The following is a 25,807-nucleotide window of genomic DNA, read 5'->3' on the forward strand; positions in this document are numbered from 1 at the left end:
ACGAGCGGGGCGCCGGCGCGCTGGGCGATGTGACGGGCGGCGACCTTGTCGCCGAGGTCGCGGATCGCCTGCGGCGGCGGGCCGATCCAGGTCAGACCGGCGTCGATGACGGCCTGCGCGAAGTCGGCGTTCTCGGACAGGAATCCGTATCCGGGATGGATGGCGTCCGCACCGGAGTCGGCGGCGGCCTGGAGGACCTTGGAGAAGTCCAGGTAGCTCGCGGCCGGGGTGTCACCGCCCAACGCGAAAGCTTCGTCGGCCGCGCGGACGTGCAGAGCGTCCCGGTCCGGATCGGCGTAGACGGCTACGCTCGCGATCCCGGCGTCCCGGCAGGCCCGGGCAACGCGGACAGCGATTTCGCCACGGTTGGCGATGAGCACCTTGCGCACGATGGCTCCCTCCTTGAAACAAGCTGAGTTTAGGGACAGCCCACACGGCCTTTCGACCCTTCCCCAGTGGTGAGCTTGCCCACACAGAGTGTGATGCGAGCAGCGTCCCGCTGGAGAACCCTTGTGGCGCCCCAGGTCAGGGGGATCCCCGACTGCACAGTAACCCCGTCATGTTGCCGAGGTCTCTGTCATGCGGGTCAGCCGCCCCGGGTGATTCTTTGTCGAGTCCCTACGAACGGTGCATCTTTTCTTTGCTTGATCGCTGTGCCGGGGCACTCGCGTAACGAAGCGGCCCGCACCCCTTGTCCGCACGTTTACCCGTTAGTAGCCTCCAGGCGTCGAACGGGCTCGTGACGCGTGGGGGGTGGGGGCGAAGTGCTGCGCAGACTCGTGGCCGGACTGGCCGCGATCGTACTGGTCGCGGAAGCGGCGGTGCTGGTACTCGTCCACCTCGTGTTGGGCCGGACCACCGCGAACCAGTCGATGTCCATCGCGGGCAGCGATCCGGATGTCATGTCCAAGGCAACCTACGGGCTGGGGGCGGGCATGGGCGCCTTCCTCCTGCTCTGCGCGGTGTTCGCCGCCGTCGCCGCGATCCGCGACCGGCGGCCCGGCCGCTTCGCGCGCATCGTGATCGTCGCCGCCGCCGTCACCCACGGGGTGCTCGGCATCCTCACCGTCGTGCTGGTCGGCTGGGCCGCCTTCGCGACGATGATGCTGATCCTGTGCCTGCTGGTGCTGACCCTGCTCCTCTACGAGGACCGGGACCGGGCGCCCGGGGCCGGACCGCGCGGACAGGCCGGACCGGCCGGGGAGCTCAAGCCCACAAATCCGTGATGGACACGCCCAGTTCTCCCAGCAGCGAGCGCAGCATCGGCATGGACAGCCCGATCACGTTGCCGTGGTCCCCGTCGATGCCCTCGATGAACGGCGACGACAGGCCGTCCAGGGTGAACGCCCCCGCCACGTGCAGCGGCTCGCCGCTGGCCACGTACGCCGCGACCTCGGCGTCCGTCGGCTCGCCGAAGTGGACCGTCGTGGAGGCCGTCGCCGAGACCTGACGGCCGGTCGCCGTGTCGATCACGCAGTGCCCGGTGCGCAGTACGCCCGACCGCCCGCGCATCGACTTCCAGCGCGCGGTGGCCTCCTCGGCGTCCGCCGGCTTGCCCAGCGCCTCGCCGTCCAGCTCCAGCACCGAGTCGCAGCCGATGACCAGCGCGCCCGCGGTCTCGTCCAGGCCCGCCACGACCGCCGCCTTCGCCTCGGCGAGCGCCAGGGCCAGCGCGGCGGGCTCGTCGTGGTTCAGGGTGTCCTCGTCGAAGCCGCTGACGATCACGTGAGGGGCGAGCCCCGCCTGGCGCAGCAGGTTCAGCCGGGCGGGGGATGCGGAGGCGAGCACGAGCTTGCGGGGGGAAGGCGTCGTCATGCCCGCCATCGTAGGCCGACGCGGGCACGCCTCAGAAAGGCCCTACGCCCAGCACGTAGACCGCCACGAGCATGGCGAGGAGGAGCACCACCGTCATCCGCCGGACCATCGCCTGCGCGTCGCGCATGTCCTTGGGCGGCTCGTTCTCAGGGTCGGACCAGAGCATGCCCCGATCCTGGCCCCGGGGACGGGCGGGGCGCCTGAGTACGGGTACTCAGGCGCCACCGTCCGTTCGCATCAGATCCGCTCAGGCGGGCCAGTACGTACGACCCCAGGCGCGCGGCCCCGGGCGCGGCACGCGGCGGCGCGCCACGCGGGCCGGCCGCGACCACTCGTCCGGTACCCGCGGAGCGCCCGACGGTGCCGAAGCCAGCATCGCCGCGCGCGCTTGGACCACCGCCAGTGCGGCGGCCAGCTCCTCCGGGGTGGGGTTCCCCTTGACGACCTTGATGACCACTGGACTTGCCTCCCGGTCCTAGAGGGGGATGTTTCCGTGCTTCTTCGGCGGCAGGGACTCCCGCTTGGTGCGCAGCTGCCGCAGTCCCTTCACCACGTGCGCCCGGGTCTCGGACGGCATGGTCACCGCGTCGATGTAACCGCGCTCGGCCGCCGTGTACGGGTTCAGCAGAGTGTCCTCGTACTCGGCGATCAGCCGGGCCCGGACGGCCTCGACGTCCTCGCCGGCGGCCTCCGCCTCGGCGATGGTCCGGCGGTGCAGGATGTTCACCGCGCCCTGCGCGCCCATGACGGCGATCTGGGCGGTCGGCCAGGCCAGGTTGATGTCCGCGCCGAGGTGCTTGGAGCCCATGACGTCGTAGGCGCCGCCGAAGGCCTTGCGGGTGATGACGGTGATGAGGGGGACGGTGGCCTCGGCGTAGGCGTAGATCAGCTTCGCGCCGCGCCGGATGATTCCGTTGTACTCCTGGTCCGTGCCCGGGAGGAAGCCCGGGACGTCGACGAACGTCAGCACCGGGATGTTGAAGGCGTCGCAGGTCCGCACGAAGCGCGCGGCCTTCTCGGATGCGTTGATGTCCAGGCATCCGGCGAACTGCATCGGCTGGTTGGCGACGATGCCCACCGGGTGGCCCTCGACCCGGCCGAAGCCGGTCAGGATGTTCGGCGCGAAGAGCGACTGGGTCTCCAGGAACTCCGCGTCGTCCAGCACGTGCTCAATGACAGTGTGCATGTCGTACGGCTGGTTCGCACTGTCGGGGATCAGTACGTCGAGCTCGCGGTCGATGTCGTTGACCTCGGTGTCCGCCTCCTCGGGGAAGGCGGGCGGCTCCGAGAGGTTGTTCGACGGAAGGTACGCGAGGAGGGACTTCACGTACTCGATGGCGTCCTTCTCGTCGCCCGCCATGTGGTGGGCGACGCCGGACGTGCTGTTGTGGGTCCGGGCCCCGCCGAGCTCCTCGAAGCCGACGTCCTCGCCGGTGACCGTCTTGATGACGTCCGGGCCGGTGATGAACATGTGCGAGGTCTGGTCGACCATGACCGTGAAGTCGGTGATGGCGGGGGAGTAGACGGCGCCGCCGGCGCAGGGGCCGACGACCAGGCTGATCTGCGGGATGACGCCGGAGGCGTGCACGTTGCGGCGGAAGATCTCGCCGTACATGCCGAGCGCGCTGACGCCTTCCTGGATGCGGGCGCCGCCGGAGTCGTTGATGCCGACGAGCGGGCAGCCGGTCTTCAGCGCGAAGTCCATGACCTTCATGATCTTCTGGCCGTAGACCTCGCCGAGGGCCCCGCCGAAGACGGTGAAGTCCTGTGAGAACACGGCCACCGGGCGGCCGTCGACCGTGCCGTAGCCGGTGACGACGCCGTCGCCGTACGGACGGGTCTTCTCCAGCCCGAAGTTGGTGGAGCGGTGCCGGGCGAGCTCGTCGAGCTCGACGAAGGAGCCTTCGTCGAGCAGCAGGGCCACCCGCTCACGAGCCGTCAGCTTGCCCTTGGCGTGCTGCTTCTCCACCGCGCGGGCGGAACCGGCGTGGGTGGCTTCCTCGATGCGGCGCTGCAGATCCGCGATCTTGCCCGCGGTGGTGTGCATGTCGATCGGCTCTGACGGTTCTGGCATCGGGGTCGCGGCTCCCTGCGTGGTGTCAACGGCCTGGTCAATTGATTGACTACTGCTGGCTACTGGTGCGTAGCGTATCGGCGGGCATGGCGCTCGGCAGTGCGGCGTTTGACACACCTACATTGGCTTGCATGACGCCATCAGATGCATCAGCAGGAGCTCCCGGCGGACGCTGGTCGAGCCTCGACCGGCCGCCGCTGAACGCATCCGCCTTGCGGCGGGCCCTCGTCACCGAAGGGGGGCTGTGGACCTCGCTGGAGGTGGTTCCGGCCACCGGGTCGACCAACAGCGATCTCGCCGCTCGGGCGGCGGACCTGCCCGAGGGGGCCGTGCTCGTCGCCGAGGAGCAGACCGCGGGGCGGGGCCGGCTCGACCGGAGCTGGGTCGCGCCGGCCCGTTCGGGGCTGTTCTTCTCCGTGACGCTCAGGCCGGGCGACGCGGTGCCGCAGGAGCGCTGGGGGTGGCTGACCCTGCTCGCCGGGGTGGCCACCGCTACCGGTCTGGCCCGGGCGGCGGGCGTGGACACGGCACTCAAGTGGCCCAACGACCTGCTCGTCACCGTGGACGGCGAGGAGCGCAAGACCGCCGGGATCCTCGCCGAGCGGGTCGGTGACACGGTGGTCGTCGGCATCGGGCTCAACGTCACCCTGACCGACGACGAGCTGCCGGTGCCGGAGGCCGGTTCGCTGGCGCTGGCCAAGGCGACCGTCACCGACCGCGACCCGCTGCTGAGGGCCGTACTGCGCTCCCTGGAGCAGTGGTACGGGGACTGGCGCGCCGCCGGCGGCGACCCGGCGGCCAGCGGGCTCCAGGAGACCTACGCGGCGGGCTGCGCCACCCTCGGCCGGCACGTCCGCGCGGACCTCCCGGGCGGGCGCACCCTCACCGGAACGGCCGAAGCGGTCGACGCGGAGGGACGCCTGGTCATCCGTACCGCCGAGGACCGCCACGAAGCGGTCACCGCGGGCGATGTGGTGCACCTCCGGTCAGTGCACTGACCTCGGGATTCTCGCCATCGGGGCCCGGTCGCGGCGGCTCCGGGCCCGGGTCCCGGGGCCCGCGACGGGGGCGGGGTCGAATTCCCTGCGGAGTGGGGAGTGAGCTACGGCACACCTGCCGTATGGTTTAGGCGATCCCGGTACTCGTGGTGACCACCGGTTCGGCAGGGCAGTGCGCACGGAATGGACAGGAGGCGGCCCTTGACCGTCGACGACTCTACGTCCAGCGCGCCCGCCCCCGGGCCCACGGGCCACGGCACCCCGATCGGGCGGGACCAGCACACCCCGCACCACGAGGTCGACCACACGGTCCAGCCGACGGCGGATCCCCTCGCCATCCGGCTGGAGCAGCTCATCCTGGGCGCCGAGCGCCGGTACACGCCCTTCCAGGCGGCCCGCAGCGCCGGGGTGTCCATGGAGCTCGCCTCCCGCTTCTGGCGGGCCATGGGCTTCGCCGACATCGGCCAGGCCAAGGCCCTGACCGAGGCGGACGTACTGGCGCTGCGCCGGCTCGCCGGTCTGGTGGAGGCCGGGCTGCTGTCCGAGCCGATGGCGGTGCAGGTGGCACGGTCCACCGGGCAGACCACCGCCCGACTGGCCGAATGGCAGATCGATTCCTTCCTGGAAGGGCTCACCGAGCCGCCGGAGCCGGGGATGACCCGTACGGAGGTCACGTACCCGCTGGTCGAGCTGCTGCTGCCGGAGCTGGAGGAGTTCCTCGTCTACGTGTGGCGGCGCCAGCTGGCGGCCGCGACCGGGCGCGTGGTGCAGGTGGCGGACGACGAGGAGATGGTCGACCGGCGCCTCGCGGTGGGCTTCGCCGACCTGGTGGGCTTCACCCGCCTCACGCGGCGGTTGGAGGAGGAGGAGCTCGGAGAGCTGGTCGAGTCCTTCGAGACGACCTCGGCGGACCTGGTGGCCGCGTACGGCGGCCGGCTGATCAAGACCCTCGGCGACGAGGTGCTGTACTGCGCCGACGACGCGGCGACGGCGGCGGAGATCGCGCTGCGGCTGATCGAGACGATGGAAGTCGACCCCCAGATGCCGGAACTCCGGGTCGGGATCGCCTTCGGCACGGTGACGACCCGCATGGGCGACGTCTTCGGGACCACGGTGAACCTGGCGAGCCGGCTGACCTCGATAGCGCCGAAGGACGCGGTGCTGGTCGACGGTGCGATGGCCGAGGAACTGGGCCGCACCGGTGCGGCGCCGGTGTCCGAGAAGGAGGCCGAGGCCGAGGAGGGCGGCGGGTCCTACCGCTTCGCGCTCCAGCCGATGTGGCAGCGGCCGGTGCGGGGGTTGGGCGTGGTGGAGCCGTGGTCTTTGAGCCGGAGGAAGCCGCGGACGCAGGGCTGAGGCCCTTGGGTGGCGGCGCGGCCGATGCGGAGCCCGTACCTTGCCCCGGTCCCCCGGGTGCGGGCCACCTGCCTCGGGCTCCCGGGTACTGGCCCCCGAGCCCCGCGTACGCGCCTCCGGGGCCGCGTAACCGTCCCTGGGCCCCGCGCGGGCCCCGGCCCCGTGCACTGGGCCTCAGGGCCCCCGCGTACCTGTCTCCGGGCCCGGCGTCCCGGGTCCCGTACGACACCCCCGCGCCGTCGGGGTCGGGTGTGCGGTGGGGCGCCCCCGCAGGGCGTCGAACGCGACCCCTTCGCCTTACCGGTGCCGCACCGGGTTCGACGCCCGAGGAGGTGCCCCGGCGCGTGCCCGGCCCCGGCGGCCCACCGTGCGGCCCGCCTCGGCGCGGGTGCCGCTGCGCGGAGCCGCCCCCACCCCGCCCCTTCCCGAAACCGGGGCTTGCGACCCCGGGCGCCGCTCCCGGGGCTCCGCCCCCGGACCCGGCGGGGGCTCCGCCCCCGGACCCCCGGTCCTCAAACGCCGGACGGGCTGAAGTGCCCGCCCCCCGACCTGAAGTGCCCGCCCCCCCGACCTGAAGTGCCCACCCCCGGACCCCCGGTCCTCAAACGCCGGACGGGCTGAAGTGCCCGCCTGAAATGTCCGCCCCCGGCCCGGGGCCGCGAATGCCGGACGGGTTCGTGTGCCCGCCCGGCAGGGGTTCTTGACCCGGTGGCGGGGCCGCGGACTACAGTGCGGCGATAACGATCGTTAACCGGGAGGGTCGCAGGCATGTCTGAGCAGCGCTTCGGAGAGTTCGTCGCGGTACGTCGGGAAGGCGACGGGCACGTCGCGGAGCTGGCGATGGACCGGCCCAAGGCGATGAACGCGGTGTCGACGGAGATGGCCCGGTCCATCGGCGCGGCCTGCGCCGCCCTCGCGGCGGACCCGTCCGTGCGGGTCGTCGTGCTCACCTCCACCGCCGAGCGGGCCTTCTGCGTCGGCGCGGACCTCAAGGAGCGCAACTCGCTGTCCGACGCGGAGCTGGTCCGGCAGCGGCCGACCACGCGGGGCGCGTACGGGGGCGTGCTGGAGCTGCCCGTGCCGACGATCGCGGCCGTGCACGGCTTCGCGCTGGGCGGCGGCTTCGAGCTGGCGCTGGCCTGCGATGTGATCGTCGCCGACGAGACGGCCGTGGTGGGCCTGCCCGAGGTGTCGGTGGGCGTGATCCCCGGCGGTGGCGGCACGCAGCTGCTGCCGCGCCGGGTGGGTGCGGCGCGGGCGGCCGAGCTGATCTTCACCGCGCGCCGGGTGGAGGCGGCCGAGGCGCTGTCCCTGGGGCTGGTGGACTCGGTCGTGGCGGCCGGGCAGGACCGGGCGGAGGCCCTCGCGCTGGGCGCGCGGATGGCGGCGAACTCGCCGGTGGGGCTGCGCGCGGCCAAGCGGGCGCTGCGGCTGGGGCACGGAATGGACCTGTCGGCGGGTCTGGAGATCGAGGACGCGGCCTGGCGGACGGTGGCCTTCTCCGGGGACCGGGCGGAGGGCGTGGCGGCGTTCAACGAGAAGCGCAAGCCGAACTGGCCGGGTGAGTGAGCGGGCGTCGGACGGGTTGGTGATCACCGTTCGTGATCTTCCGTGCACCCAAAGTCGCGCCATTTGTCACTAAATCGGAAAAAACTCCCTAACCTGTGGTGATGGGAGTCGACGGGCGGCTGCGAGCAGTGGTGGGCCTCGCTCAGGCGATGGCCGCGGCCTCGACGCCGCGGGACAGCGTGCGGGCGGCCGCGCGGGGCGCGCGGGTGGCGCTGGACGGGTCGTTCGCCGCGATCTCCGCGTGGGAGCGGGAGCGGGGGCGCCTGCGGGTGCTCGTGAACGAGGGGGAGCGGCGGGCGGGGGAGGAGGAGTTCCCCGAGGACGAGTCCTACCCCGTACACGACTTCCCCGAGATCACCGAGTTCCTGCACGAGCGCTGGGCGGGGGGAGGCGGCCCCCACGCCTGGGTCGAGAGCGCCGTCGGCGACCGCCCGGGGCGCCGGGGCGCCGCCCTGCGCCGGCGGGGGCGCGGCACGTGCGTGGTCGCGCCCGTCGTGCTCAGCGGGCGCGCCTGGGGCGAGTTGTACGTGGCCCGGGACGAGGGTCTGCCCGACTTCGACGCGGACGACGCGGAGTTCGCGGCCGTACTGGCGGCCGTCGTGGCGGCCGGCCTCGCCCAGAACGAGCGGCTGGAGGAGGCCCGGCGCCTCGCCTTCACGGACCCGCTGACCGGCCTCGCGAACCGGCGGGCCGTCGACATGCGGCTCGACGAGGCGCTGGAGGAGCACCGGCGCACGGGGGCGGTGGTGAGCCTCGTCGTGTGCGACCTGAACGGGCTGAAGAAGGTCAACGACACCCTGGGCCACGCGATGGGCGACCGGCTGCTGGAGCGGTTCGGGTCGGTGCTGAGCCTGTGCGGGGCCATACTCCCCGGCGCCCTGGCGGCGCGGCTCGGCGGCGACGAGTTCTGCCTGGTGGGGGTCGGGCCGAGCGCGGACGAGGTCGTACGGGTGACGGAGGAGCTGTGCGCCCGGGCCGCGGAGTTGGAGCTGGGGGAGGGGGTGGCCTGCGGGGTGGCCTCGACCGGGGACCCGATCGGGCCGGTGAAGTCCTCGCGGCGGCTGTTCCGGCTGGCGGACGCCGCGCAGTACAAGGCGAAGGCGGCGCGTTCCCCGAAGCCGGTCGTCGCGGGGCGCGACACCGCGGTGGTCCGACTGGCCGACGCCGCCGCCGAGGCCGCCTCGGGTGAACGCCGCCGCTTCCGGGGCCGTCCCTAGCCCCGAGCCCCGCCCCGGCCCCGGGACTCCGCCCGGACCCCGCGCCTCAACCGCGGGCGGGGTCGGGTTCGGTTGCGGCCGTAAGGGGTCCTGGTGGAAGTCACTAGTGACATGATGCGATTCAGTCCGTACGCTGCTGAATATGGATATGCACACTGTCGTGGTGGGGACGTCCGGTACCACCGCCGAGGACGTCATCGCCGTAGCCCGCGGCAACGCACGCGTCGAGCTGTCCGCGGAGGCGCTCGACGCGCTCGCCCGCGCCCGCGAGATCGTCGAGGGCCTCGCCGCCAAGCCCGAGCCCGTCTACGGCGTGTCCACCGGGTTCGGTGCACTCGCCTCCCGGCACATCAGCCCCGAGCTGCGCGCCCAGCTCCAGCGCAACATCGTCCGCTCGCACGCCGCCGGCATGGGCCCGCGCGTCGAGCGGGAGGTCGTCCGGGCGCTGATGTTCCTCCGCCTCAAGACCGTCGCCTCCGGTCACACCGGCGTGCGGCCCTCCGTCGCCCAGACCATGGCCGACCTGCTCAACGCCGGCATCACCCCCGTCGTCCACGAGTACGGCTCCCTCGGCTGCTCCGGCGACCTCGCGCCGCTCTCCCACTGCGCGCTCGCGCTCATGGGCGAGGGCGACGCCGAGGGCCCGGACGGGACCGTCCGCCCCGCCGGCGAGCTGCTCGCCGAGGCCGGGATCGAGCCGGTCGAGCTCCGCGAGAAGGAGGGCCTCGCCCTCCTCAACGGCACCGACGGCATGCTCGGCATGCTGGTCATGGCCCTCGCGGACCTGCGGAAGCTGTACACCTCCGCCGACATCACCGCCGCGCTCACCCTGGAGGCCCTGCTCGGCACCGAGAAGGTGCTCCAGCCCGAGCTGCACGCCATCCGTCCGCACCCCGGCCAGGGCGCCTCCGCCGCCAACATGGCCGCCGTCCTGAAGGGCTCCGGGCTCACCGGGCACTTCCAGGAGGAGTCCGCCCCGCGCGTCCAGGACGCGTACTCCGTGCGCTGCGCCCCGCAGGTGGCCGGCGCGGGCCGCGACACCATGGCGCACGCCGCCCTGGTGGCCTCCCGCGAGCTGGCCTCGGCCGTCGACAACCCGGTCGTGCTGCCCGACGGGCGCGTGGAGTCGAACGGCAACTTCCACGGCGCGCCCGTGGCCTACGTCCTGGACTTCCTCGCCATCGCCGCCGCCGACCTGGGGTCGATCGCCGAGCGTCGTACGGACCGGCTGCTGGACAAGAACCGCAGCCACGGCCTGCCGCCGTTCCTCGCGGACGACGCCGGCGTGGACTCCGGTCTGATGATCGCCCAGTACACGCAGGCCGCCCTGGTCAGCGAGATGAAGCGGCTCGCGGTCCCGGCCTCCGCCGACTCGATCCCCTCCTCCGCCATGCAGGAGGACCACGTCTCGATGGGGTGGTCGGCCGCGCGCAAGCTCCGTACCGCCGTCGACAACCTGACCCGGATCATCGCCATCGAGCTGTACGCCGCCACCCGCGCCATCGAGCTGCGTCACGGGCTCACGGCGGCCCCGGCCAGCCGGGCGGCCATCGCGGCGGCCCGTGCGGCCGGTGTGGAGGGTCCCGGGCCGGATCGTTTCCTCGCCCCCGACCTGGCCGCCGCCGACGCGTTCGTCCGCAGCGGTGCCCTCGTCGCCGCCGTGGAGACGGAGACGGGTCCGCTGGCCTGACGGCCGTCCGTACGCGTACGAGCGTGAGAGCCGCCCGGGGTGCTGCCCGGGCGGCTCTTCGCGCGTGTCGGGTGTGGGCGTCTGCGCGGGAGGGTTCAGTAGGTGCGGGAGCCGCGTACGGAGAAGGTCACGAAGCCCGCCCCGATGCCGAGGAGCAGCGTGCCGCCCAGGAGGTAGGGCGTGGTGTCGACGGAACCGGTGTCGGCGAGCGAGACGGTCTCCGTCTGCGGAGCCGTAGCGGAATCCCGGCGCGCGGCGGGCGCGGCCGTGGAAGGGGTGTTGGCGGCGGCCGGCGCGCCGGAGTGGCCCGTCGCGGGCCCGGGTGAGGTGGCGCCCGCGGACGGTACGAACCACAGGGCGCCGAGGAGGGTGGTCGCTCCGAGAGCGGTGAGCAGCGGACGGCGTGCGGACACGGTGCGATCCCCCTTGCGGAAGCAGCGAATTGGCCGTGTGCGGTGATGCTACGGAAAGGGGCGGGTCGTGGGAAAGTCGGGGGTTCCGCGGGCTTACTCTCCGTCGTATGAACCCTTCTGAGACATCACGCTATGTACGCCTTCGGGTTGATTTGGTGTTGGAAGTGCCGGACTCCCAGGCACTCACCGGAGCCGCGCTCGCCCACATCGAGGCCGACGAGTTCATGCCGGACGAGGAACGCGGCCACGCCGAAGCCGCCGTACGGGAGGACGAATCGGAGGCCCTGGCCTACCTCGTAGACCCCACCGACCTGGTCGCGGAGATCCCCGGAGTGGAGCTCGCCCAGGCCTCCTGGAGCAGCGAGCCCGTCGAATACGACCCCGAGTCCATGGAGTGGGACATCGACGAGGAAGATGGGGACTTCGACGAACAACCCGACAACGTCTGACCGTGTGGTTGCCCACATCCGAAGGGAATGTGGAACCGATCCGCGGAGTTAGCGCGTTGTCTAGGCGAGGCAGGGGGTGATTCCCCCTGCCCGGCCCAACCCCGGGACGGCAGCCCCGGGGTTTCCGGCAACGATGGAGTGGCGTGTGAGGACGGACAGCAAGCGGCGGAGAAGGTCTCTGATGGCCATATCCGCCGTGCTCGGTGGCGTACTGGTGCTTTCGGCGTGCAACGACGGCGGGGGCGGTGACAAGCCGAACGCGAGCGACAGCAGCAAGTCCCAGGCCGACGTCGACGCCGCGGCGGCCAAGGACGCCTCCAAGGCCAAGATAACGATCACGCCCAAGGACGGCGCCACCAACGTCGGCCTCAACGACGCGACCAACGTCGCCGTCAGTGACGGCACGCTCACGGCGGTCGAGCTGAAGACCTCCGAAGGCACCGCGGTCACCGGCAAGATCGCCGCCGACGGGAAGAGCTGGAAGCCCGACGGCGCGCTGAAGCGCTCGACGAAGTACGCCCTGTCGGCGACCGCGAAGGACGAGGCGGGCCGCGAGGCCCACGAGAACGCCTCGTTCACCACGGTCTCCCCGGAGAACAGCTTCGTCGGCTCGTTCATCCCGGACGACGGCCAGACGGTCGGCGTCGGCATGCCGGTCTCGATCACCTTCAACAAGCCGATCAAGGACAAGAAGGCCGTCCAGGCGGCGATCACCGTGTCCTCCAGCAGCGGCCAGGAAGTCGTCGGCCACTGGTTCAGCCCGCAGCGCCTGGACTTCCGTCCGGAGAACTACTGGCAGGCGAACTCCACCGTCACGATGAAGCTCGCGCTCGAAGGCGTGCAGGGTGCGCCCGGCGTCCAGGGAGTCCAGAGCAAGACGGTCACCTTCAAGATCGGCCGGAGCCAGGTCTCCGAAGTCGACACGAAGACCAAGAAGATGACGGTCACCCGGGACGGCGCGGTCCTCAAGACCATCCCGATCTCGGCGGGCTCGCCGCAGAACCCGACGTACAACGGCCAGATGGTCATCTCCGAGAAGTTCAAGGAGACCCGGATGGACGGCTCGACCGTCGGCTTCAAGAACGACGAGGGCAAGGGCGAGTACGACATCAAGGACGTTCCCCACGCGATGCGGCTGTCGACCTCCGGCACCTTCATCCACGGCAACTACTGGGGTGCGGACTCGGTCTTCGGCAGCGTCAACACCAGCCACGGCTGTGTCGGTCTGAACGACGCCAAGGGCGCGAACGACCCCAACCAGCCTGCGGCGTGGTTCTACGACAACTCGCTCATCGGCGACGTGGTCAAGGTGATCAACTCCCCGGACAAGACCATCACGCCCGACAACGGCCTCAACGGCTGGAACATGAGCTGGGCCGACTGGAAGGCGGGCTCCGCGGTCTGACGACCGTGACGTGCCCGAAGTGAAGCGCCGAGAGAGGCGGGGACCCTGGACGGGGTCCCCGCCTTTTCCGTTGCCCGGCCCCGGACCCGACCCTCGGCCGCACCGGCGCGGCGCGGCCGGCGTGGGTGGCGCACCCGGCGCGAAAACCCCTGACCTGCGGGGCGGACTGCGGTCTAGGGTCCCGACATGACGATCCGATCCCTCGCCGTGCCCCCGACCGACCCCGAAGTGGACGCCTGGCTGGCGGTCCTGGCCGCCGCCGCGGCCACCGACCTGCCGCAGCTGCCGCCGCCCTCCCGCGTCGAGGTCGGCGGCCGGCTGCGCGTCGAACCGGCACGCGGGCGCGCGGCGTGCTGGGCGGCCGAAGACGGTTCCGCCGTGGCGGGCCTGGTCCTGTTCACCGACGAGGCCAACGCGAGCACCGCGTTCCTCGACGTGCTCGCGGTACACCCCGATGCCCGACGCCGGGGCGTCGGCACGGCCCTGTGGCAGCGGGTCCGCGAGGAACTCCTCGCCGACGGCCGCACCTCGGTCTCCACGCTCGTGGACCTGGGGGGCCCGGGCCAGGCGTTCGCGGAGTCCCTCGGCTTCGAGAACGTCCTGCCGATGGCCTGGTACGTACAGGACGTGACGCAGCAGCAGCCGCCGCAGCCGCAGGAGGAGGAGCCCGCGCCGGGGTACGAGCTGCACACCTGGCACGGTCTGACCCCTGACGACTGGACGGGGCCGCTCGCCCGGGCCCACGGGGCGATGGAGGACGCGCCCATGGGCGACGTCGACGAGCAGATGGAGACCTGGACGGCGCACAAGCTCCACGCGGCGCAGCAGCTGATCCTCGACCGCGGCGGCGAGATCACCACGGTCGCGGCCGTGACCCCGGACGGCGAGGTGGCGGCCTACACCGAACTCGTCCTGCCCGACCCGGCCGGAGAACGGGCCCTCCAGTACGACACCGCCGTCGTCCCCGCCCACCGGGGCCACGGCCTCGGCCGGACCGTGAAGCGCCACATGCGGGCGCTGGCCGCGCGGCGCCACCCCGCCCTGCGGCAGATCGCCACGACGGTCGCCGACGAGAACACCCCCATGCGCCGGGTGAACGAGGCCCTGGGCTACCGGCGCGAACGCGATGCGGCCTACTTCCAGCTCAAGTTGTAGCCGGCAGCCGGCAGCCGCCGGATCCCGGACGACACCCCTGGCGGCCGGTGTCACACGTTCTTCATGCCCCGTGCATGGCCCCGGCGGCGCGCGCTGCGGATGATCTCTGCAACGCCCTTCCGCAGCCGAGGAGTTCCCGATGCCCAGCCGCCGTCACTTCCTGGCCGGATCCGCGGCGGCCGCCGGTCTCGCCGCCCTCCCGCAGCTCGCGGCGGCGGCCCCGGCGGCAGCCGACGCGGCCCCCGCCGGTCCGCCCCACCTCGTGGTGATCCTGGCCGACGACCTCGGCTACGGCGACCTCGGCGCGTACGGCCAGAAGCTGATCACCACCCCGCGCATCGACCGGATCGCCGCCGAGGGGCTCCGGTTCACCGACGCCTACTCCGCGGCCGCCGTCTGCGCACCCTCCCGCGCCGCACTCCTGACCGGCCTGCACACCGGGCACGCCGCCGTCCGCGCCAACCCGTCCAGCGGCGGCCAGGGCAGTCTCGGCGCCGGGGACACCACCTTCGCGGAGGTGCTCCGGGCGCGCGGCTACCGTACGGGCCTGTTCGGCAAGTGGGGCTTCGGCCCCGAGGCCGCGGACCAGCCCAGCCACCCGGCGGCGCGCGGCTTCGAGGAGTTCTACGGGTACATCGACCACAGCCACGCCCACGAGTACTACCCCTCCTACCTCTGGCACAACGACGCCAAGGAGACCGCCCCGGCGGGCACCTTCGCCCCCGACGCCATCGCCGAGCGCGCCCTCGCCTTCATCGACACCCACGCGACCGGCGCCGACCCCTTCCTCCTCTTCCTCGCCCCGAACCTCCCGCACGCCCCCAGCGAGATCCCCGACGTCGGCGCGTACGCCGCGCAGTCCTGGACCCAGGCCAACAAGGCGCACGCGGCGCAGATCAGCCACCTCGACGCGCAGGTCGGCGCGGTCGTCGACCGGCTGAAGGCGCTCGGCATCGCGGAACGCACCGTGCTGCTGATCGCCTCCGACAACGGTCCGCACGAGGAGGGCGGCGTCAACCCCGACCTCTTCGACGCCAACGGCCCGCTGCGCGGCTACAAGCGCAACCTGTACGAGGGCGGGGTGCGCGTCCCGCTGATCGCCTGGGCCCCCGGCCGGATCGCGGCGGGCACCACCAGCGCCCGCCCCACCCCCCTCTACGACGTCCTGCCCACCCTCGCCGACCTCGCGGGCGGCGCACCGGCACCCTCGGACATCGACGGCCTCTCGGCGGCCCAGGTCCTCTCGGGCCGGGCGGATCTGGCGCCGCTCCACGACCACCTGTACTGGTACCGGGACGAGCAGGGCGTCACCAGCCGCGCCAACACCCAGGACGGCGGCCGCGCGAAGCAGGTGGCCGAGGCGATCCGCAAGGACCGGTGGAAGGCCGTGCGTTTCGCCCCGGCGCGGGACCGCAACGTGCCGGACGCGCAATGGGCGTTCGAGCTCTACGACCTCACGACGGACGTCGCCGAGAAGAACGACGTGGCGGCGGCGAACCCGTCGGTGGTCTCGTCCCTCACCGCCCTCCTGCGGGCGTCGTGGGCGGACACGTACGTGCGCCGCGCGTGGGGCCTGACGGCGGTCGCGGACGCGTCGGCCGGCACCGTCACCACGACCCTCTCGAACGGCACGCCCCGCCCCTGGCCGGATGTACGCGCCACCCTCCCCGTCCCGGCCGGCTGGACGGCCACCGCCACGACACCGGCCACCGCGACCTCCCTGGCCCCCGGAGAGGCCCTGACCACGACCTGGCGGGTGACGGCCCCGTCGACGGCGGCCGCCACCCTGCTCACCGCGCGGGCCACGAGCGCGTCCGACCTCCGCTTCACGGCCCCCACCCGCTACGCGCCGCTCCCGGCCCCGCCCACCCGTGACGGCTACCTGAGCGACCTGCCGTGGGTCTCGGCCGCCAACGGCTGGGGCCCGGTCGAGATCGACCGCTCCAACGGCAAGCAGGCGGCGGGCGACGGCACCCCCATCGCCTTCGGCGGCGTGACCTACGCCAAGGGCCTCGGCGTCCACGCCCCCTCGGAGATCGTCTACCACCTGGGCGGGCGCGCCTCCCGCTTCACGGCGCTCGTCGGCATCGACGACTTCTCGACGAAGCAGTCCTCGGCGGGCGCCACCCGCGCCGTCGTCCGCGGCGACGGCCGCACCCTGCACACGACCGCCACCCTCACGGGCGCGGGCGGCCCGGCCCGCATCGACCTGGACGTGACGGGCGTCCGCCTCCTCCACCTGGTGGTGGAGGACGCCAACGCCCGCACCTCCTACGACCACACCTCGTGGGCACAGCCGTGGGTGACGGTGGTCTGATTCCGCCCATCGCGGAGCGGCGGGTGGACTTCAGCCGTCGACACCAGGACACCCGTGCCGCAAGGGCCGAGGTACCCGAATGAGTGATTATCGAGGTACTGCTGATCCATCACTTCTCCTTGTGCGTAAGTAATAACCCTTCGTGAAGGGGTGGGAAGTGAATGCACAGGAACCGGTGATCCCGGTCGTCTCGTACGCGCGTATCTCCGTAGACACGGCTAGGGATGGCCATGGCGTTGAGGACCAGCACAAGGTGAACGCGGAGACAGCGGCCCGTCTTGGCTGGACGATCGTTCACTGGTACACCGACAACGACCTGTCGGCAGCTAAGGAAGGCGTGGTGCGCCCTGACTTCGAGGCCATGGTGGGGGCGTTCAAGGGAGGCCACTTGCCGAACGGGCAGCCAGTGCGCGGCGTTATCGTCGTCGCAGACGACCGGCTTACCCGTAGAGCAGGCGACTACGAGCGGTTCGTGGATGCGCTCACGTACGAGGAGGGCCGCCTTTACGCCGACGCACGCGGGCCGAAGAACCTCTACTGCGACGACGTCGAGGCCATGGGTCTCTTCGGAGTCGTCATCTCCAGGATGGAAGTGCGCAAGATGCAAAGGCGCGCGCGCCGCTCGCACCGCGCTCGCGCGGAACTTGGCATCCCGGTGGGAGGCAAGCGCGCGTTCGGCTGGAAGGACGACAAGCTCACGCTGGAGCCCGAGGAAGCGGAGTGGCTGGCGAAGGGTGCCCACGAGGTGATCGCGGGAAAGTCCCTGCACTCGATCCTCCGTGAGTGGCGGGAGGCCGGTGTCCGTACGATCAACGACAAGGAATGGGCGAGCCGCTCGCTGAAGCTCGCGCTGTGGAACCCGAGGCTGTGTGCGTGGCGGAAGCACAACGGAGAGCTGGTCCGCGATGGCAACGGTGTGCCGGTTGTGGGTCGCTGGGAGCCGATCATCACCCCGAAGGAGTGGATGGCCGTCGATGCCATCTTCTCGGCCCGCGTCGGACCCAACGTGAAGTCTGACGGAACGGTCACGGACTATCGCACCCCGTCGTACCTGCTGACCGGAATCCTCCGATGCGGAAAGCCCGGTGCGGACGGTCAGATTTGCAACTCGCCGCTCCGCGCGACCGTGCGGCCGGATCTCTCCGGTGGCTACCTCTATCAGTGCCCCAGCAAGGAAATGGGCGGCTGCGGTGGCACGGGACGCAATGGCGCCAAGACTGACGAATTCATCACCGAGGCGATTCTGGCGAGGCTGGAGGAACGGGCAGCCAGGACGGGGCATGTGGACGATAAATGGGCAGGGGAAGGTGAGCTGGACCGTTTGACGCGGAAGCGGCGCAAGCTGCTCCAGGCTTGGCAGGAGGACCAGATCTCGGATGAGTTGTTCTTCCCTGAGAATCAGAGGATGGAATCTCGGGTTAAGGAACTACGTGCCGACCGTACACGCCACGTTCTCAACCAGCAGCGTGCAGCCGAGGTCACCGGCGACGTACGCGAGTGCTGGACTTCCGGCAGGCTGGACCTGGCGCAGAAGCGTGCCCTGATCAGGGAGGCACTGCACGCGGTGATCGTTCTGCCGGTGGGCGGTGGAGGCCGACGCCCGTTCAACCCTGACCTGTTGGTCCCGAAGTGGCGCGACTGACGTCGAGCTGAAACGGAAAGGGGCACGGCCATCCGGCTGGTGCCCCTTCGTTCGTGTTGCCGGTCTGGACTGTCGCCGCTCCCAGTAGTCCGCGAACGGCACCGCTTCGGCGGCCGGGACCACGACGGCGGTTTCGCCTTCGGGCAAGGTCTAGCTGAGCCGGCCGCTCGGGTCAGTGATGACGCAGACCTGCACTACTTAGCCTTGCTTCCGCAGCATCCTCGCCCCACATGTCGGCGTACGCGGGTCGGGTTCGATGCTCCCGAGTGAGGCACAGCGAGGTCAACGGCTGATCCTTTCCGCAACAGGAAAGCCATTCCCTCGGCTTAGGCGCTCGTAGCGATGGGTCCTTACTCTGAGGATTCAGGGTGTCCAGGTGGGTAGTAATACCTGTTGCGGTCATGTGGAGGCTGGTCAGGCCGCCACTGCCAGATGGACCGGCGATGGCGCCGGTGAAGATCACGGTGAAGACGCAGGCGTGTGAGCCACCGCATTGGTTTCCTCGAGGTGTCCTGGACGTACAACGGGGTTGCCACGATGAGCCGCGGGACGAATTGAGACTCCGGGATGTGGAGATCTACCCGGGCCAACCCTTGCACCCGCGCACGATGCTGCGGTGCATGGTGGCCTTCAATCACGTTGAACACCCATCGCGCCACCTGCTCAGGGCGATTGACGCGTGATACGCCCAGGGCTCCTGCTGTCAGGGCTTCGGGGATCTCGGTTCGCCCGCGTCCATCTGCATCGTTGATCTTGAGGATCAGGTCATGCAACCACGCGGTACCTGATCCCATCCTTCCTGCAGTTGCGGTTTTCTTGAGCAGGTGCTCGGTGGAACCGCACAGCATCAGGTCAACGGGAGTTCGATCTGGACTTCGATTACTTCGCAAGGATCCGAAGAAGAGCACAACGTCGTCCAGGTCGGGAAGAGCGGTGTCCCCATGGGAGGTGCTCCATCCCATCTCAACGTCGAAAACGATCCACTCGCCAGTTGCGAGATCCGGAGCGTAGAAGTGCGCTGCCTCGCGCTCAAGCTGGCGGCGCACCTGGCGAAGCCTGTGGAGCTCGGTGTCGGTCGGATTCCGTGGTTGCGCGGATGAGACTGCCACCGTTGCAACCTGTAGATCTACTTCGGCGTTCACCGTCGGTAGGCGGCGTGCGGGGCGTTCGGGGAAGAACGCCTCCAGCCTGCGCCGCGAAAAGTAGATCATGTTGTTCAACCGCATGCATGCCCCACAGGCTTGGCGGGCTCCCCGTGAGCCACACCGCTCAAGTACCCATCGACCAGTTACGGTCAATCGTCGGGGAGCCAGCCTGGTCATGCCCGCATCTTGAGGCTGTCAGTCTCCGGCTGGAGCCACGCCGATCGGGCAGCTCACGCCCGTGCCGCCGATGCCGCAGTAGCCGCCTGGATTGCGGTCCAGGTACTGCTGGTGGTACGCCTCCGCGTTCCAGAACGGGCGGTCCTCGGCCGGGAGGACTGCCGTGGTGATCTGGCCGTACCCCGAGCCGGTCAGGACCCGCTGGTAGGCCTCGCGGGAGGCTTCGGCGGCCTTCTGGTGGGCGGGGGAGTGGGTGTAGACCGCCGAGCGGTACTGGGTGCCGACGTCATTGCCCTGGCGGAAGCCCTGGGTGGGGTCGTGGGACTCCCAGAACAGCTTCAGGAGGGTCTCGTAGGACACCAGGGAGGGGTCGAAGACCACGCGGACGACCTCGGTGTGGCCGGTCTGGCCCGAGCAGACCTCCTCGTACGTCGGGTTCTCGGTGAAGCCGCCCTGGTAGCCGGCCAGGGTGGTCCAGACCCCGGGGGTCTGCCAGAACTTGCGCTCCGCGCCCCAGAAACAGCCCAGGCCGAAGTCGGCGACCTCCAGGTGCGCGGGGTAGGGGCCCGCGAGGGGGTTGCCGAGCACCGTGTGGCGGTCGGGGAGCGAGAACAGCGGCTCCGCGCGGCCCGTCAGGGCCTCCTCGCGGGCGGGGAGCTCGGGCGTGCGGCGGTACGAGAACATGGGTCGCCTCCTTCGGTACCCCCTCAACGGACTGGGGCGGGCAGGGATTCCCCGCTCCGCCCCCGCCCCGCGCGTCACAGGTCCGGGATCGCCACGCCCACGGCCCAGTCACGGGCGTACAGGTACCGGTGCTTCGGCGAGCCCGCGTACGTCCACGGCAGCGCGCCGATGTGGCCGTCGATGTGGCGGAACTGCTCGACCGCCTGCTCGTCGCGGTCCTGCCAGAACAGCAGGTACGCCAGCATGTGGCGGATGCGCGCCGTCCCCGGGTGGTCGTCCCCGGCCGCCGCCAGGTCCAGCAGCGCCGCGTCCACCGCGGCGACGATCTCCGGCTCCTTGAAGAACGTCTCCGCCGCCAGGTCGTCCTCGTGCGTCTCCTGCTCGAAGTACGCGATCAGCGGCAGCAGCGACAGCAGGTCACCCGGCGCCCCGGCGGCCGCCGACTCCCGGGCGAAGCCGAGCGCCAGCTCGTGCGAGCCGCGCCACTTGCGGCACCAGTACTGCAGACCGGCGATGTGCGACCACAACACCTTCGGGTCGCGCTTGACGACCTGCTCCCACAGCTCCCGGTACTGCTCGTGCGAGTAGCCCAGGCCCTGCCCGATGGGCTGCTCCACGATGTACGGGGTCGGGTCGTCGGGGTCGGCGAGGCGCTGGGCCTCGTGCGCCACCTCCCGCGCCTTGACCAGCAGCTCGCGGAAGAGCCGGAACTGCTCCTGCGTGGTGCGGCTGCCGGACTGGCCCCCGCGTACGTTCCACGCGACCATGATCGCGGTGTCGGCGTCGACCAGCGCCGCCGTCGGGTCCGTGGGCCGGGCCGCGCGCCAGGCCAGCAGCCAGGAGTCCTCCTCTGCGGCCGCCTGGGCCAGCGGACGCACCCGCTCCATCCGCTCGTGCCAGTCCTGCCCGGCCGCCTCGACGTACGCGGCGCCCGCCTCCCAGTCGCCCGACCGGACGGCCTCCAGCGCGGCGGTCCGCTCCGGCGGCACCGGCGCGGGGTTCTCGGTGTCGAGGTCGGCTTCCGCCACGAAACCCAAGGCGACGACGGCCGCCGCCTTCCGGGCCTTCTCCTCGGCCTTGGTGGCCTCCGTGCGGGCTTCGATGGCCGCCGTGCCGGCTTCGATCGACGCGATCTCGGCTTGCAGCCGCTTCGCCTTGCGGATGAAGTAGACGCCGCGCAGGACCTTGAACGCGCCGAACAGCAGCACGGCGCCCAGGACGTAGAGGCCGATCACGGGGCAAGCACCAGCTTTCGCAGGGATTCGGTATCGGGCTGGTCCGCGACGGCCGCGTCCAGGGCGAGGCCGAGCCGCTCCTCGAAGCCGTCGGCGGGGTAACGCAGGGTGGCCGACTCGGACCAGGACAGCTGCCAGCGGGCGGCGCCGCGGGCCGTCAGCTCCACCGTGACCAGCTGGTTCACGACCCGCCGCAGCACCGGGCGGGAGAACTCGCGGGCCGCGCGGCCGGTCGCGGCCGCCGCCTGCTCGGACTTCGGGAAACGGTCCGCGATCCGCCAGCGCACCGCCGGGTCCGCGTCGATCGCGTCGAGCAGGGTCGACAGTTCGGGGCCCGCGCCCTCGGCGGAGAGGGCCTCGCGGAGCTCCTCAGCGCCCTGGGACACGTACCGGGTCATCGACTCGTGGACCAGGTCCTCCCAGTCCAGCCGCTTCAGCCCGAGCGCCTCCGGGGTGAGGGCGACCTGCTCCAGCGCGGTGAGCGCCGCTTCGGCGTCCGACAGCAGCTCCAGCGCCGGGCGGGCGGCCTGCCCGGCACGGCCGTCGTCCGCCAACGCCTCGATGCGGGACACGCGTTCGGCGAGCGCGGGGTGGGAGTCGTACGGGGACGCGGGCTCGGTGGACAGTTCCTGGCGCAGGTCCTCCAGCTCGTCCGGACGGGCGTCGAGGAGCCGGCGCAGGCCGCCGAAGACCTCGCCGGGAGGCGGCAGCAGACCGGCGTCGACGCCGAGGGTGGCGTACGAGCTCATGTAGAACTCGTGCGCCGAGCCGAGGGCGTTCAGCTCGCGCAGCGCGGACGCGGCGGAATCCCGGCCGGCGACCCGCACCGAGGCGAGGTCGGCGGCGAGTTCCTGGCGGCGGGCGGAGGAGAGGGTGGCGCGCATGTAGAAGTTGCCGTACGCCGTGTAGATCTTCGCCATGGCCCGGTACATCGCGCCTTCGCCCGAGGTGTCGATCTCCCTGGCCTTCTTGCCCTTGGCGATCCGCTTCTCGGCGGCCTTCTCCTGCCGCGCGCGTTCCTTGGCGACCTTGTTGTCGGCGCGTTCGTGGAAGTGGCGGATCGTACGGATCAACTGGGCGCGACCGCGCGCGATCAGGGGTGTGAGGCGGGTGTCGAGGTTGGCGTAGTGGCCCATCTCGTGGGCGAGTACGGCGCGCAGCTGCATCTCGTCCATGCCCGTCATCAGGGGCAGGCCGATGTAGAGGCGGCGGGTGCCGGGGAGGAGGCCCAGCAGCCGGGCCTCCTCGTCGACGGCGGCGTTCACCTCGTCGATCAGCAGGATCCGATCGGGCGCGCGGGTGCCGACCTGCCGGGCGATGTCGCGCACGGCCTCCCACAGCGAGGGCTCCTCGGCCTCGGTCACGGGGATGCCGGCCGGGGGCTCGTCCTTGGGGGTGCGCAGCATGAACAGGCCGCGCACGATCGGGATCGCGAGGACGACGGAGACGATGACGATCTTGGCGGCGGCCGGGCCGTGCAGGCCGCCGCGGATGGCGGCGATGTCCAGACCGGCCAGGACGGCCAGCAGGACCACGCCGAGCAGGTAGAACCCTGCGAGCAGGACGAGGGCGCGCAGAGCGCGCAGCAAAGCGCCCATATGGATGGATCCCCCCACGGGATGACGGTGGTGCGTGTGCGTGGCGCGAGTGGCCGGATTGCGTGGCCGCCGCCACCGCCGCATCATGCGGCCCGGTGGTCACTTACGGCAACCTTATTGGCCGGGCGTTTTCGCTGGTGGGGGGTGTCCGTTGCCGGGTTCGGGTCCAGGTGCGGGTCCGTTCCGGGGGCGCTGCCCCCGCACCCCCGCGCCTCAAACGACGGCGAGGCTGGGGGTGCGGCTCGGGAACGCGTTGGCGGGGCGGGGTGGCAATTCCAGCCTCGCCGGCGTTCGAGGCGCGGGGTGCGGGGCGGAGCCCCGGTCATCGAGCCGTACGGACAGGCGGGCCGGCCTAGTGGGGGAGCGTGGCCGGGGAGCCGCCGTTGGCTTCGTAGCCCGCCACCGCCAGCGCGCGGAAGACCGCGTAGTGCGCCGCCGGGTCGGGCGAGGCCGACCACGGGAGGGCGCCGACGTAGCCGTCCACGTGCCGGACCTGCTCCATCGCCTCCGCCCACCGCTCCATGTTCACCAGGAACTGCAGCAGCATGTGCCGTACGTGCGGCAGCATCGGGTCGTCCGGCCGCGCCTGGTGCACCGCGTACAGCGCGCCCTCCACGGCCCGAGTCACCACCGCGCTCTGGTAGAAACCGCCGGTCAGGACCACGTCCGGAAGGTTCTCGTACACCGAGAACAACGGCAGTGCCGCCAGCAGCGAGCCCTGCGGGGCGCGCGCGGCCGCCGCGTGCGCGAACGCGTCCGCCTTCTCGCGCGAGCCGTGCCACTTCTCGCACCAGTAGTGCAGCGCCGCCAGGTGCGCTCCCATGTGCGCCGGCGCCCGGTCGATGACCTTCGCCCACAGCTCGTCGAACTCGGCCTCCGCGTAGCCGAGGCCCCGCGCGATCGCCAGCTCCGTGATGTACGGGATCGGGTCGCCCGGCGACAGCGTCGCGGCCTTGCGGCACGCCTCGCGGGCCTCCTCCAGGATGATCCGGTGGTCGTCGGAACCGACCCCGCCCGAGGCCCGCCACGCCTGCTGCACCAGCAGCTCCGCGTGCACCTGCGCGCCGCCCGCGTCCTCCTCCGCCTCCAGCCGCCAGGCCTTCAGCCACTGCGCGCCCACACCGGGCTGCTGGGCGAGTTCCAGCGCCGCGGCCCCGCCGAAGGACTGCACGCGCTGCCAGCGCTGCTCGCCCTCCACCGGGGTTCCGGCGAGCAGCTGGGAGGCCGCCTGCCACTGGCCGGTGCGCTGCACGTTGTCGAGGGCGTCCATCAGGTCCTGGTCGGGCCCGGGGATCCGGATGTCGAGGTCCTCCTGCCGGTCGAATCCGTAGTTCGCCGGGTCCGCCGCGTCAGGGCTGCCCGGCTCGACGAGGCGCAAGCCGCTGCCGCGCTTGCGCCGTACGAACACAGCGACGATGACCGCGAGCCAGCCGACCGCGAACAGGAACCACAGAATCTCCATGCCACAAGCGAACCAGACCGACGTGGGCAGATGCCAACAGGGGGTTGGCCACGGGCCGCACCCGGCGCCGGGGCATAGCATCTGACCATGAGCGACGACAGCCACGAGCACCAGAGCTTCGAGACCCGCGCGATCCACGCGGGCAACACGGCGGACCCGCTGACCGGCGCGGTCGTGCCCCCGATCTACCAGGTTTCCACGTACAAGCAGGACGGCGTCGGCGGACTGCGCGGCGGCTACGAGTACAGCCGCAGCGGCAACCCGACCCGCACGGCGCTGGAGGAGAACCTCGCGGCGCTGGAGGGCGGCCGGCGCGGCCTCGCCTTCGCCTCCGGCCTCGCCGCCGAGGACTGCCTGCTGCGTACGCTGCTCTCCCCGGGCGACCACGTGGTCATCCCGAACGACGCGTACGGCGGCACGTTCCGCCTCTTCGCGAAGGTCGTCTCCCGCTGGGGCGTCGAGTGGTCGGTGGCCGACACCTCCGACGCCGAGTCCGTGCGCGCGGCCCTGACCCCGAAGACCAAGGTCATCTGGGTCGAGACCCCCTCCAACCCGCTGCTCGGCATCACCGACATCGCGGTCGTCGCCGACATCGCGCGGACGGCCGGCGCCAAGCTGGTCGTGGACAACACCTTCGCCTCCCCCTACCTCCAGCAGCCCCTCGCGCTCGGCGCGGACGTGGTCGTGCACTCGCTGACGAAGTACATGGGCGGGCACTCGGACGTCGTCGGCGGCGCGCTGGTCACCGCGGACGCGGCGCTCGGCGAGGAACTGGCCTATCACCAGAACGCGATGGGCGCGGTGGCCGGTCCGTTCGACTCGTGGATCGTGCTGCGCGGCATCAAGACGCTGTCGGTGCGGATGGACCGGCACGCGGAGAACGCGGCGAAGGTCGTCGAGCTGCTGACCCGGCACCCGAAGGTGCACAAGGTCCTCTACCCGGGTCTGCCGGAGCACCCGGGGCACGAGGTGGCGGCCAAGCAGATGCGGAACTTCGGCGGCATGGTGTCCTTCCAGGTCGTCGGCGGCGAGGAGGCGGCGGTCGAGGTCTGCAACCGCGCGAAGCTGTTCACGCTCGGTGAGTCGCTGGGCGGCGTCGAGTCGCTGATCGAGCACCCGGGGCGGATGACGCACGCGTCGGTGGCGGGGTCCGCGCTGGAGGTTCCGGCGGACCTGGTGCGGCTGTCCGTGGGCATCGAGAACGCGGACGACCTCCTCGCGGACCTGACCCAGGCCCTGGGCTGACGCCCCACACCCCGCGCCGGGCGCTGCCCTTGCCGCCCGGCGGGGGGTGTGCGTGCGGTGTCGTCTGCGGCGCCGCTGCCGGGGCGCTGCCCCGGACCCCGCGCCTCGAACGCCGGCGAGGCTGAGATTGCCCGGCGGGGCCGGGTATGCCCATCCAGCCC

The 25,807-nt window shown here is 71.6% G+C and carries 23 protein-coding genes; 12 read left to right on the forward strand and 11 right to left on the reverse strand.

Annotated features, from left to right (window positions below):
- Positions 1-389: biotin carboxylase N-terminal domain-containing protein (locus tag ACFYYJ_RS40725; protein WP_389139931.1), on the reverse strand; the 389-nt coding region annotated here is incomplete at its 3' end.
- Between the two features lie 375 nt (positions 390-764).
- Between ACFYYJ_RS40725 and ACFYYJ_RS40730 the strand changes: the two genes are divergently transcribed.
- Positions 765-1,226 carry a hypothetical protein gene (locus ACFYYJ_RS40730; protein WP_385366144.1) on the forward strand — a complete coding sequence of 154 codons (462 nt, stop codon included), beginning with the start codon at positions 765-767 and terminating at the stop codon, positions 1,224-1,226.
- Here ACFYYJ_RS40730 and ACFYYJ_RS40735 read toward each other — a convergent pair.
- The 4 genes from ACFYYJ_RS40735 to ACFYYJ_RS40750 form a co-directional block, all read right to left on the reverse strand.
- Complete coding sequence (locus ACFYYJ_RS40735) at positions 1,207-1,824, reverse strand: Maf family protein (protein WP_384595776.1); 618 nt, start codon at positions 1,822-1,824, stop codon at positions 1,207-1,209. The genes ACFYYJ_RS40730 and ACFYYJ_RS40735 overlap by 20 nt on opposite strands.
- 22 nt (positions 1,825-1,846) lie before the next feature.
- Complete coding sequence (gene mmpB, locus ACFYYJ_RS40740) at positions 1,847-1,981, reverse strand: morphogenic membrane protein MmpB (protein ID WP_376661733.1); 135 nt, start codon at positions 1,979-1,981, stop codon at positions 1,847-1,849.
- Between the two features lie 81 nt (positions 1,982-2,062).
- On the reverse strand, positions 2,063-2,272 hold the full coding sequence (locus ACFYYJ_RS40745) for an acyl-CoA carboxylase epsilon subunit (protein WP_385130891.1): 210 nt from the start codon (positions 2,270-2,272) through the stop codon (positions 2,063-2,065).
- An 18-nt stretch (positions 2,273-2,290) separates the two neighbouring features.
- On the reverse strand, positions 2,291-3,889 hold the full coding sequence (locus ACFYYJ_RS40750; RefSeq protein WP_385130893.1) for an acyl-CoA carboxylase subunit beta: 1,599 nt from the start codon (positions 3,887-3,889) through the stop codon (positions 2,291-2,293).
- A gap of 131 nt (positions 3,890-4,020) precedes the next feature.
- Between ACFYYJ_RS40750 and ACFYYJ_RS40755 the strand changes: the two genes are divergently transcribed.
- From ACFYYJ_RS40755 to hutH, 5 genes are all read left to right on the forward strand, one after another.
- Complete coding sequence (locus ACFYYJ_RS40755; protein ID WP_385130896.1) at positions 4,021-4,887, forward strand: biotin--[acetyl-CoA-carboxylase] ligase; 867 nt, start codon at positions 4,021-4,023, stop codon at positions 4,885-4,887.
- Positions 4,888-5,088: 201 nt separating this feature from the next.
- Positions 5,089-6,243, forward strand: coding sequence for an adenylate/guanylate cyclase domain-containing protein (locus tag ACFYYJ_RS40760; protein ID WP_385130899.1), 1,155 nt, complete (start codon positions 5,089-5,091; stop codon positions 6,241-6,243).
- A gap of 768 nt (positions 6,244-7,011) precedes the next feature.
- Entirely contained in the window at positions 7,012-7,812 is an 801-nt protein-coding gene (locus ACFYYJ_RS40765; RefSeq protein WP_389139939.1) for an enoyl-CoA hydratase/isomerase family protein, read from the forward strand.
- Between the two features lie 101 nt (positions 7,813-7,913).
- On the forward strand, positions 7,914-9,029 hold the full coding sequence (locus ACFYYJ_RS40770) for a diguanylate cyclase domain-containing protein (RefSeq protein WP_385130902.1): 1,116 nt from the start codon (positions 7,914-7,916) through the stop codon (positions 9,027-9,029).
- Positions 9,030-9,177: 148 nt separating this feature from the next.
- Complete coding sequence (gene hutH, locus ACFYYJ_RS40775; RefSeq protein WP_384755773.1) at positions 9,178-10,719, forward strand: histidine ammonia-lyase; 1,542 nt, start codon at positions 9,178-9,180, stop codon at positions 10,717-10,719.
- A gap of 95 nt (positions 10,720-10,814) precedes the next feature.
- On the opposite strand, the gene ACFYYJ_RS40780 is transcribed toward hutH, so the two are convergent.
- On the reverse strand, positions 10,815-11,132 hold the full coding sequence (locus ACFYYJ_RS40780) for a hypothetical protein (RefSeq protein WP_385130904.1): 318 nt from the start codon (positions 11,130-11,132) through the stop codon (positions 10,815-10,817).
- A gap of 164 nt (positions 11,133-11,296) precedes the next feature.
- Here ACFYYJ_RS40780 and ACFYYJ_RS40785 point away from each other — a divergent pair, with 164 nt between their 5' ends.
- From ACFYYJ_RS40785 to ACFYYJ_RS40805, 5 genes are all read left to right on the forward strand, one after another.
- Entirely contained in the window at positions 11,297-11,581 is a 285-nt protein-coding gene (locus ACFYYJ_RS40785) for a hypothetical protein (protein ID WP_385364200.1), read from the forward strand.
- A 133-nt stretch (positions 11,582-11,714) separates the two neighbouring features.
- On the forward strand, positions 11,715-12,986 hold the full coding sequence (locus tag ACFYYJ_RS40790) for an Ig-like domain-containing protein (protein WP_385364201.1): 1,272 nt from the start codon (positions 11,715-11,717) through the stop codon (positions 12,984-12,986).
- A 186-nt stretch (positions 12,987-13,172) separates the two neighbouring features.
- Complete coding sequence (locus ACFYYJ_RS40795) at positions 13,173-14,141, forward strand: GNAT family N-acetyltransferase (protein WP_389139946.1); 969 nt, start codon at positions 13,173-13,175, stop codon at positions 14,139-14,141.
- Between the two features lie 139 nt (positions 14,142-14,280).
- A complete protein-coding gene (locus ACFYYJ_RS40800) occupies positions 14,281-16,458 on the forward strand; it encodes a sulfatase-like hydrolase/transferase (protein ID WP_389139949.1) in 2,178 nt (725 codons plus the stop codon).
- 157 nt (positions 16,459-16,615) lie between these two features.
- The gene (locus ACFYYJ_RS40805; RefSeq protein ID WP_389139952.1) at positions 16,616-18,100 is read left to right on the forward strand and encodes a recombinase family protein; all 1,485 of its coding nucleotides are present in this window, start codon (positions 16,616-16,618) and stop codon (positions 18,098-18,100) included.
- 350 nt (positions 18,101-18,450) lie between these two features.
- Here ACFYYJ_RS40805 and ACFYYJ_RS40810 read toward each other — a convergent pair whose 3' ends face one another.
- The 5 genes from ACFYYJ_RS40810 to ACFYYJ_RS40830 all read right to left on the reverse strand — a co-directional run bounded on the left by ACFYYJ_RS40810 (position 18,451) and on the right by ACFYYJ_RS40830 (position 24,401).
- Positions 18,451-19,326 carry an SAVMC3_10250 family protein gene (locus ACFYYJ_RS40810; RefSeq protein ID WP_389139955.1) on the reverse strand — a complete coding sequence of 292 codons (876 nt, stop codon included), beginning with the start codon at positions 19,324-19,326 and terminating at the stop codon, positions 18,451-18,453.
- A gap of 114 nt (positions 19,327-19,440) precedes the next feature.
- On the reverse strand, positions 19,441-20,106 hold the full coding sequence (gene msrA / locus ACFYYJ_RS40815) for a peptide-methionine (S)-S-oxide reductase MsrA (protein ID WP_389139958.1): 666 nt from the start codon (positions 20,104-20,106) through the stop codon (positions 19,441-19,443).
- Positions 20,107-20,180: 74 nt separating this feature from the next.
- Positions 20,181-21,341 carry a hypothetical protein gene (locus tag ACFYYJ_RS40820; protein WP_389139961.1) on the reverse strand — a complete coding sequence of 387 codons (1,161 nt, stop codon included), beginning with the start codon at positions 21,339-21,341 and terminating at the stop codon, positions 20,181-20,183.
- A complete protein-coding gene (locus ACFYYJ_RS40825) occupies positions 21,338-22,939 on the reverse strand; it encodes a M48 family metalloprotease (RefSeq protein ID WP_389139964.1) in 1,602 nt (533 codons plus the stop codon). Before ACFYYJ_RS40825 ends, ACFYYJ_RS40820 begins: the two co-directional genes overlap by 4 nt.
- Positions 22,940-23,291: 352 nt before the next feature.
- Positions 23,292-24,401, reverse strand: a complete 1,110-nt coding sequence (locus ACFYYJ_RS40830; protein ID WP_385364207.1) for a hypothetical protein — start codon at positions 24,399-24,401, stop codon at positions 23,292-23,294.
- 87 nt (positions 24,402-24,488) lie between these two features.
- Here ACFYYJ_RS40830 and ACFYYJ_RS40835 point away from each other — a divergent pair, with 87 nt between their 5' ends.
- Entirely contained in the window at positions 24,489-25,646 is a 1,158-nt protein-coding gene (locus ACFYYJ_RS40835) for a cystathionine gamma-synthase (protein ID WP_384591693.1), read from the forward strand.
- The last annotated feature ends 161 nt before the right edge of the window (positions 25,647-25,807 follow it).

Source organism: Streptomyces sp. NPDC002467 (genome assembly GCF_042889825.1).
In the GTDB taxonomy this organism is placed as follows: Bacteria; Actinomycetota; Actinomycetes; order Streptomycetales; family Streptomycetaceae; genus Streptomyces.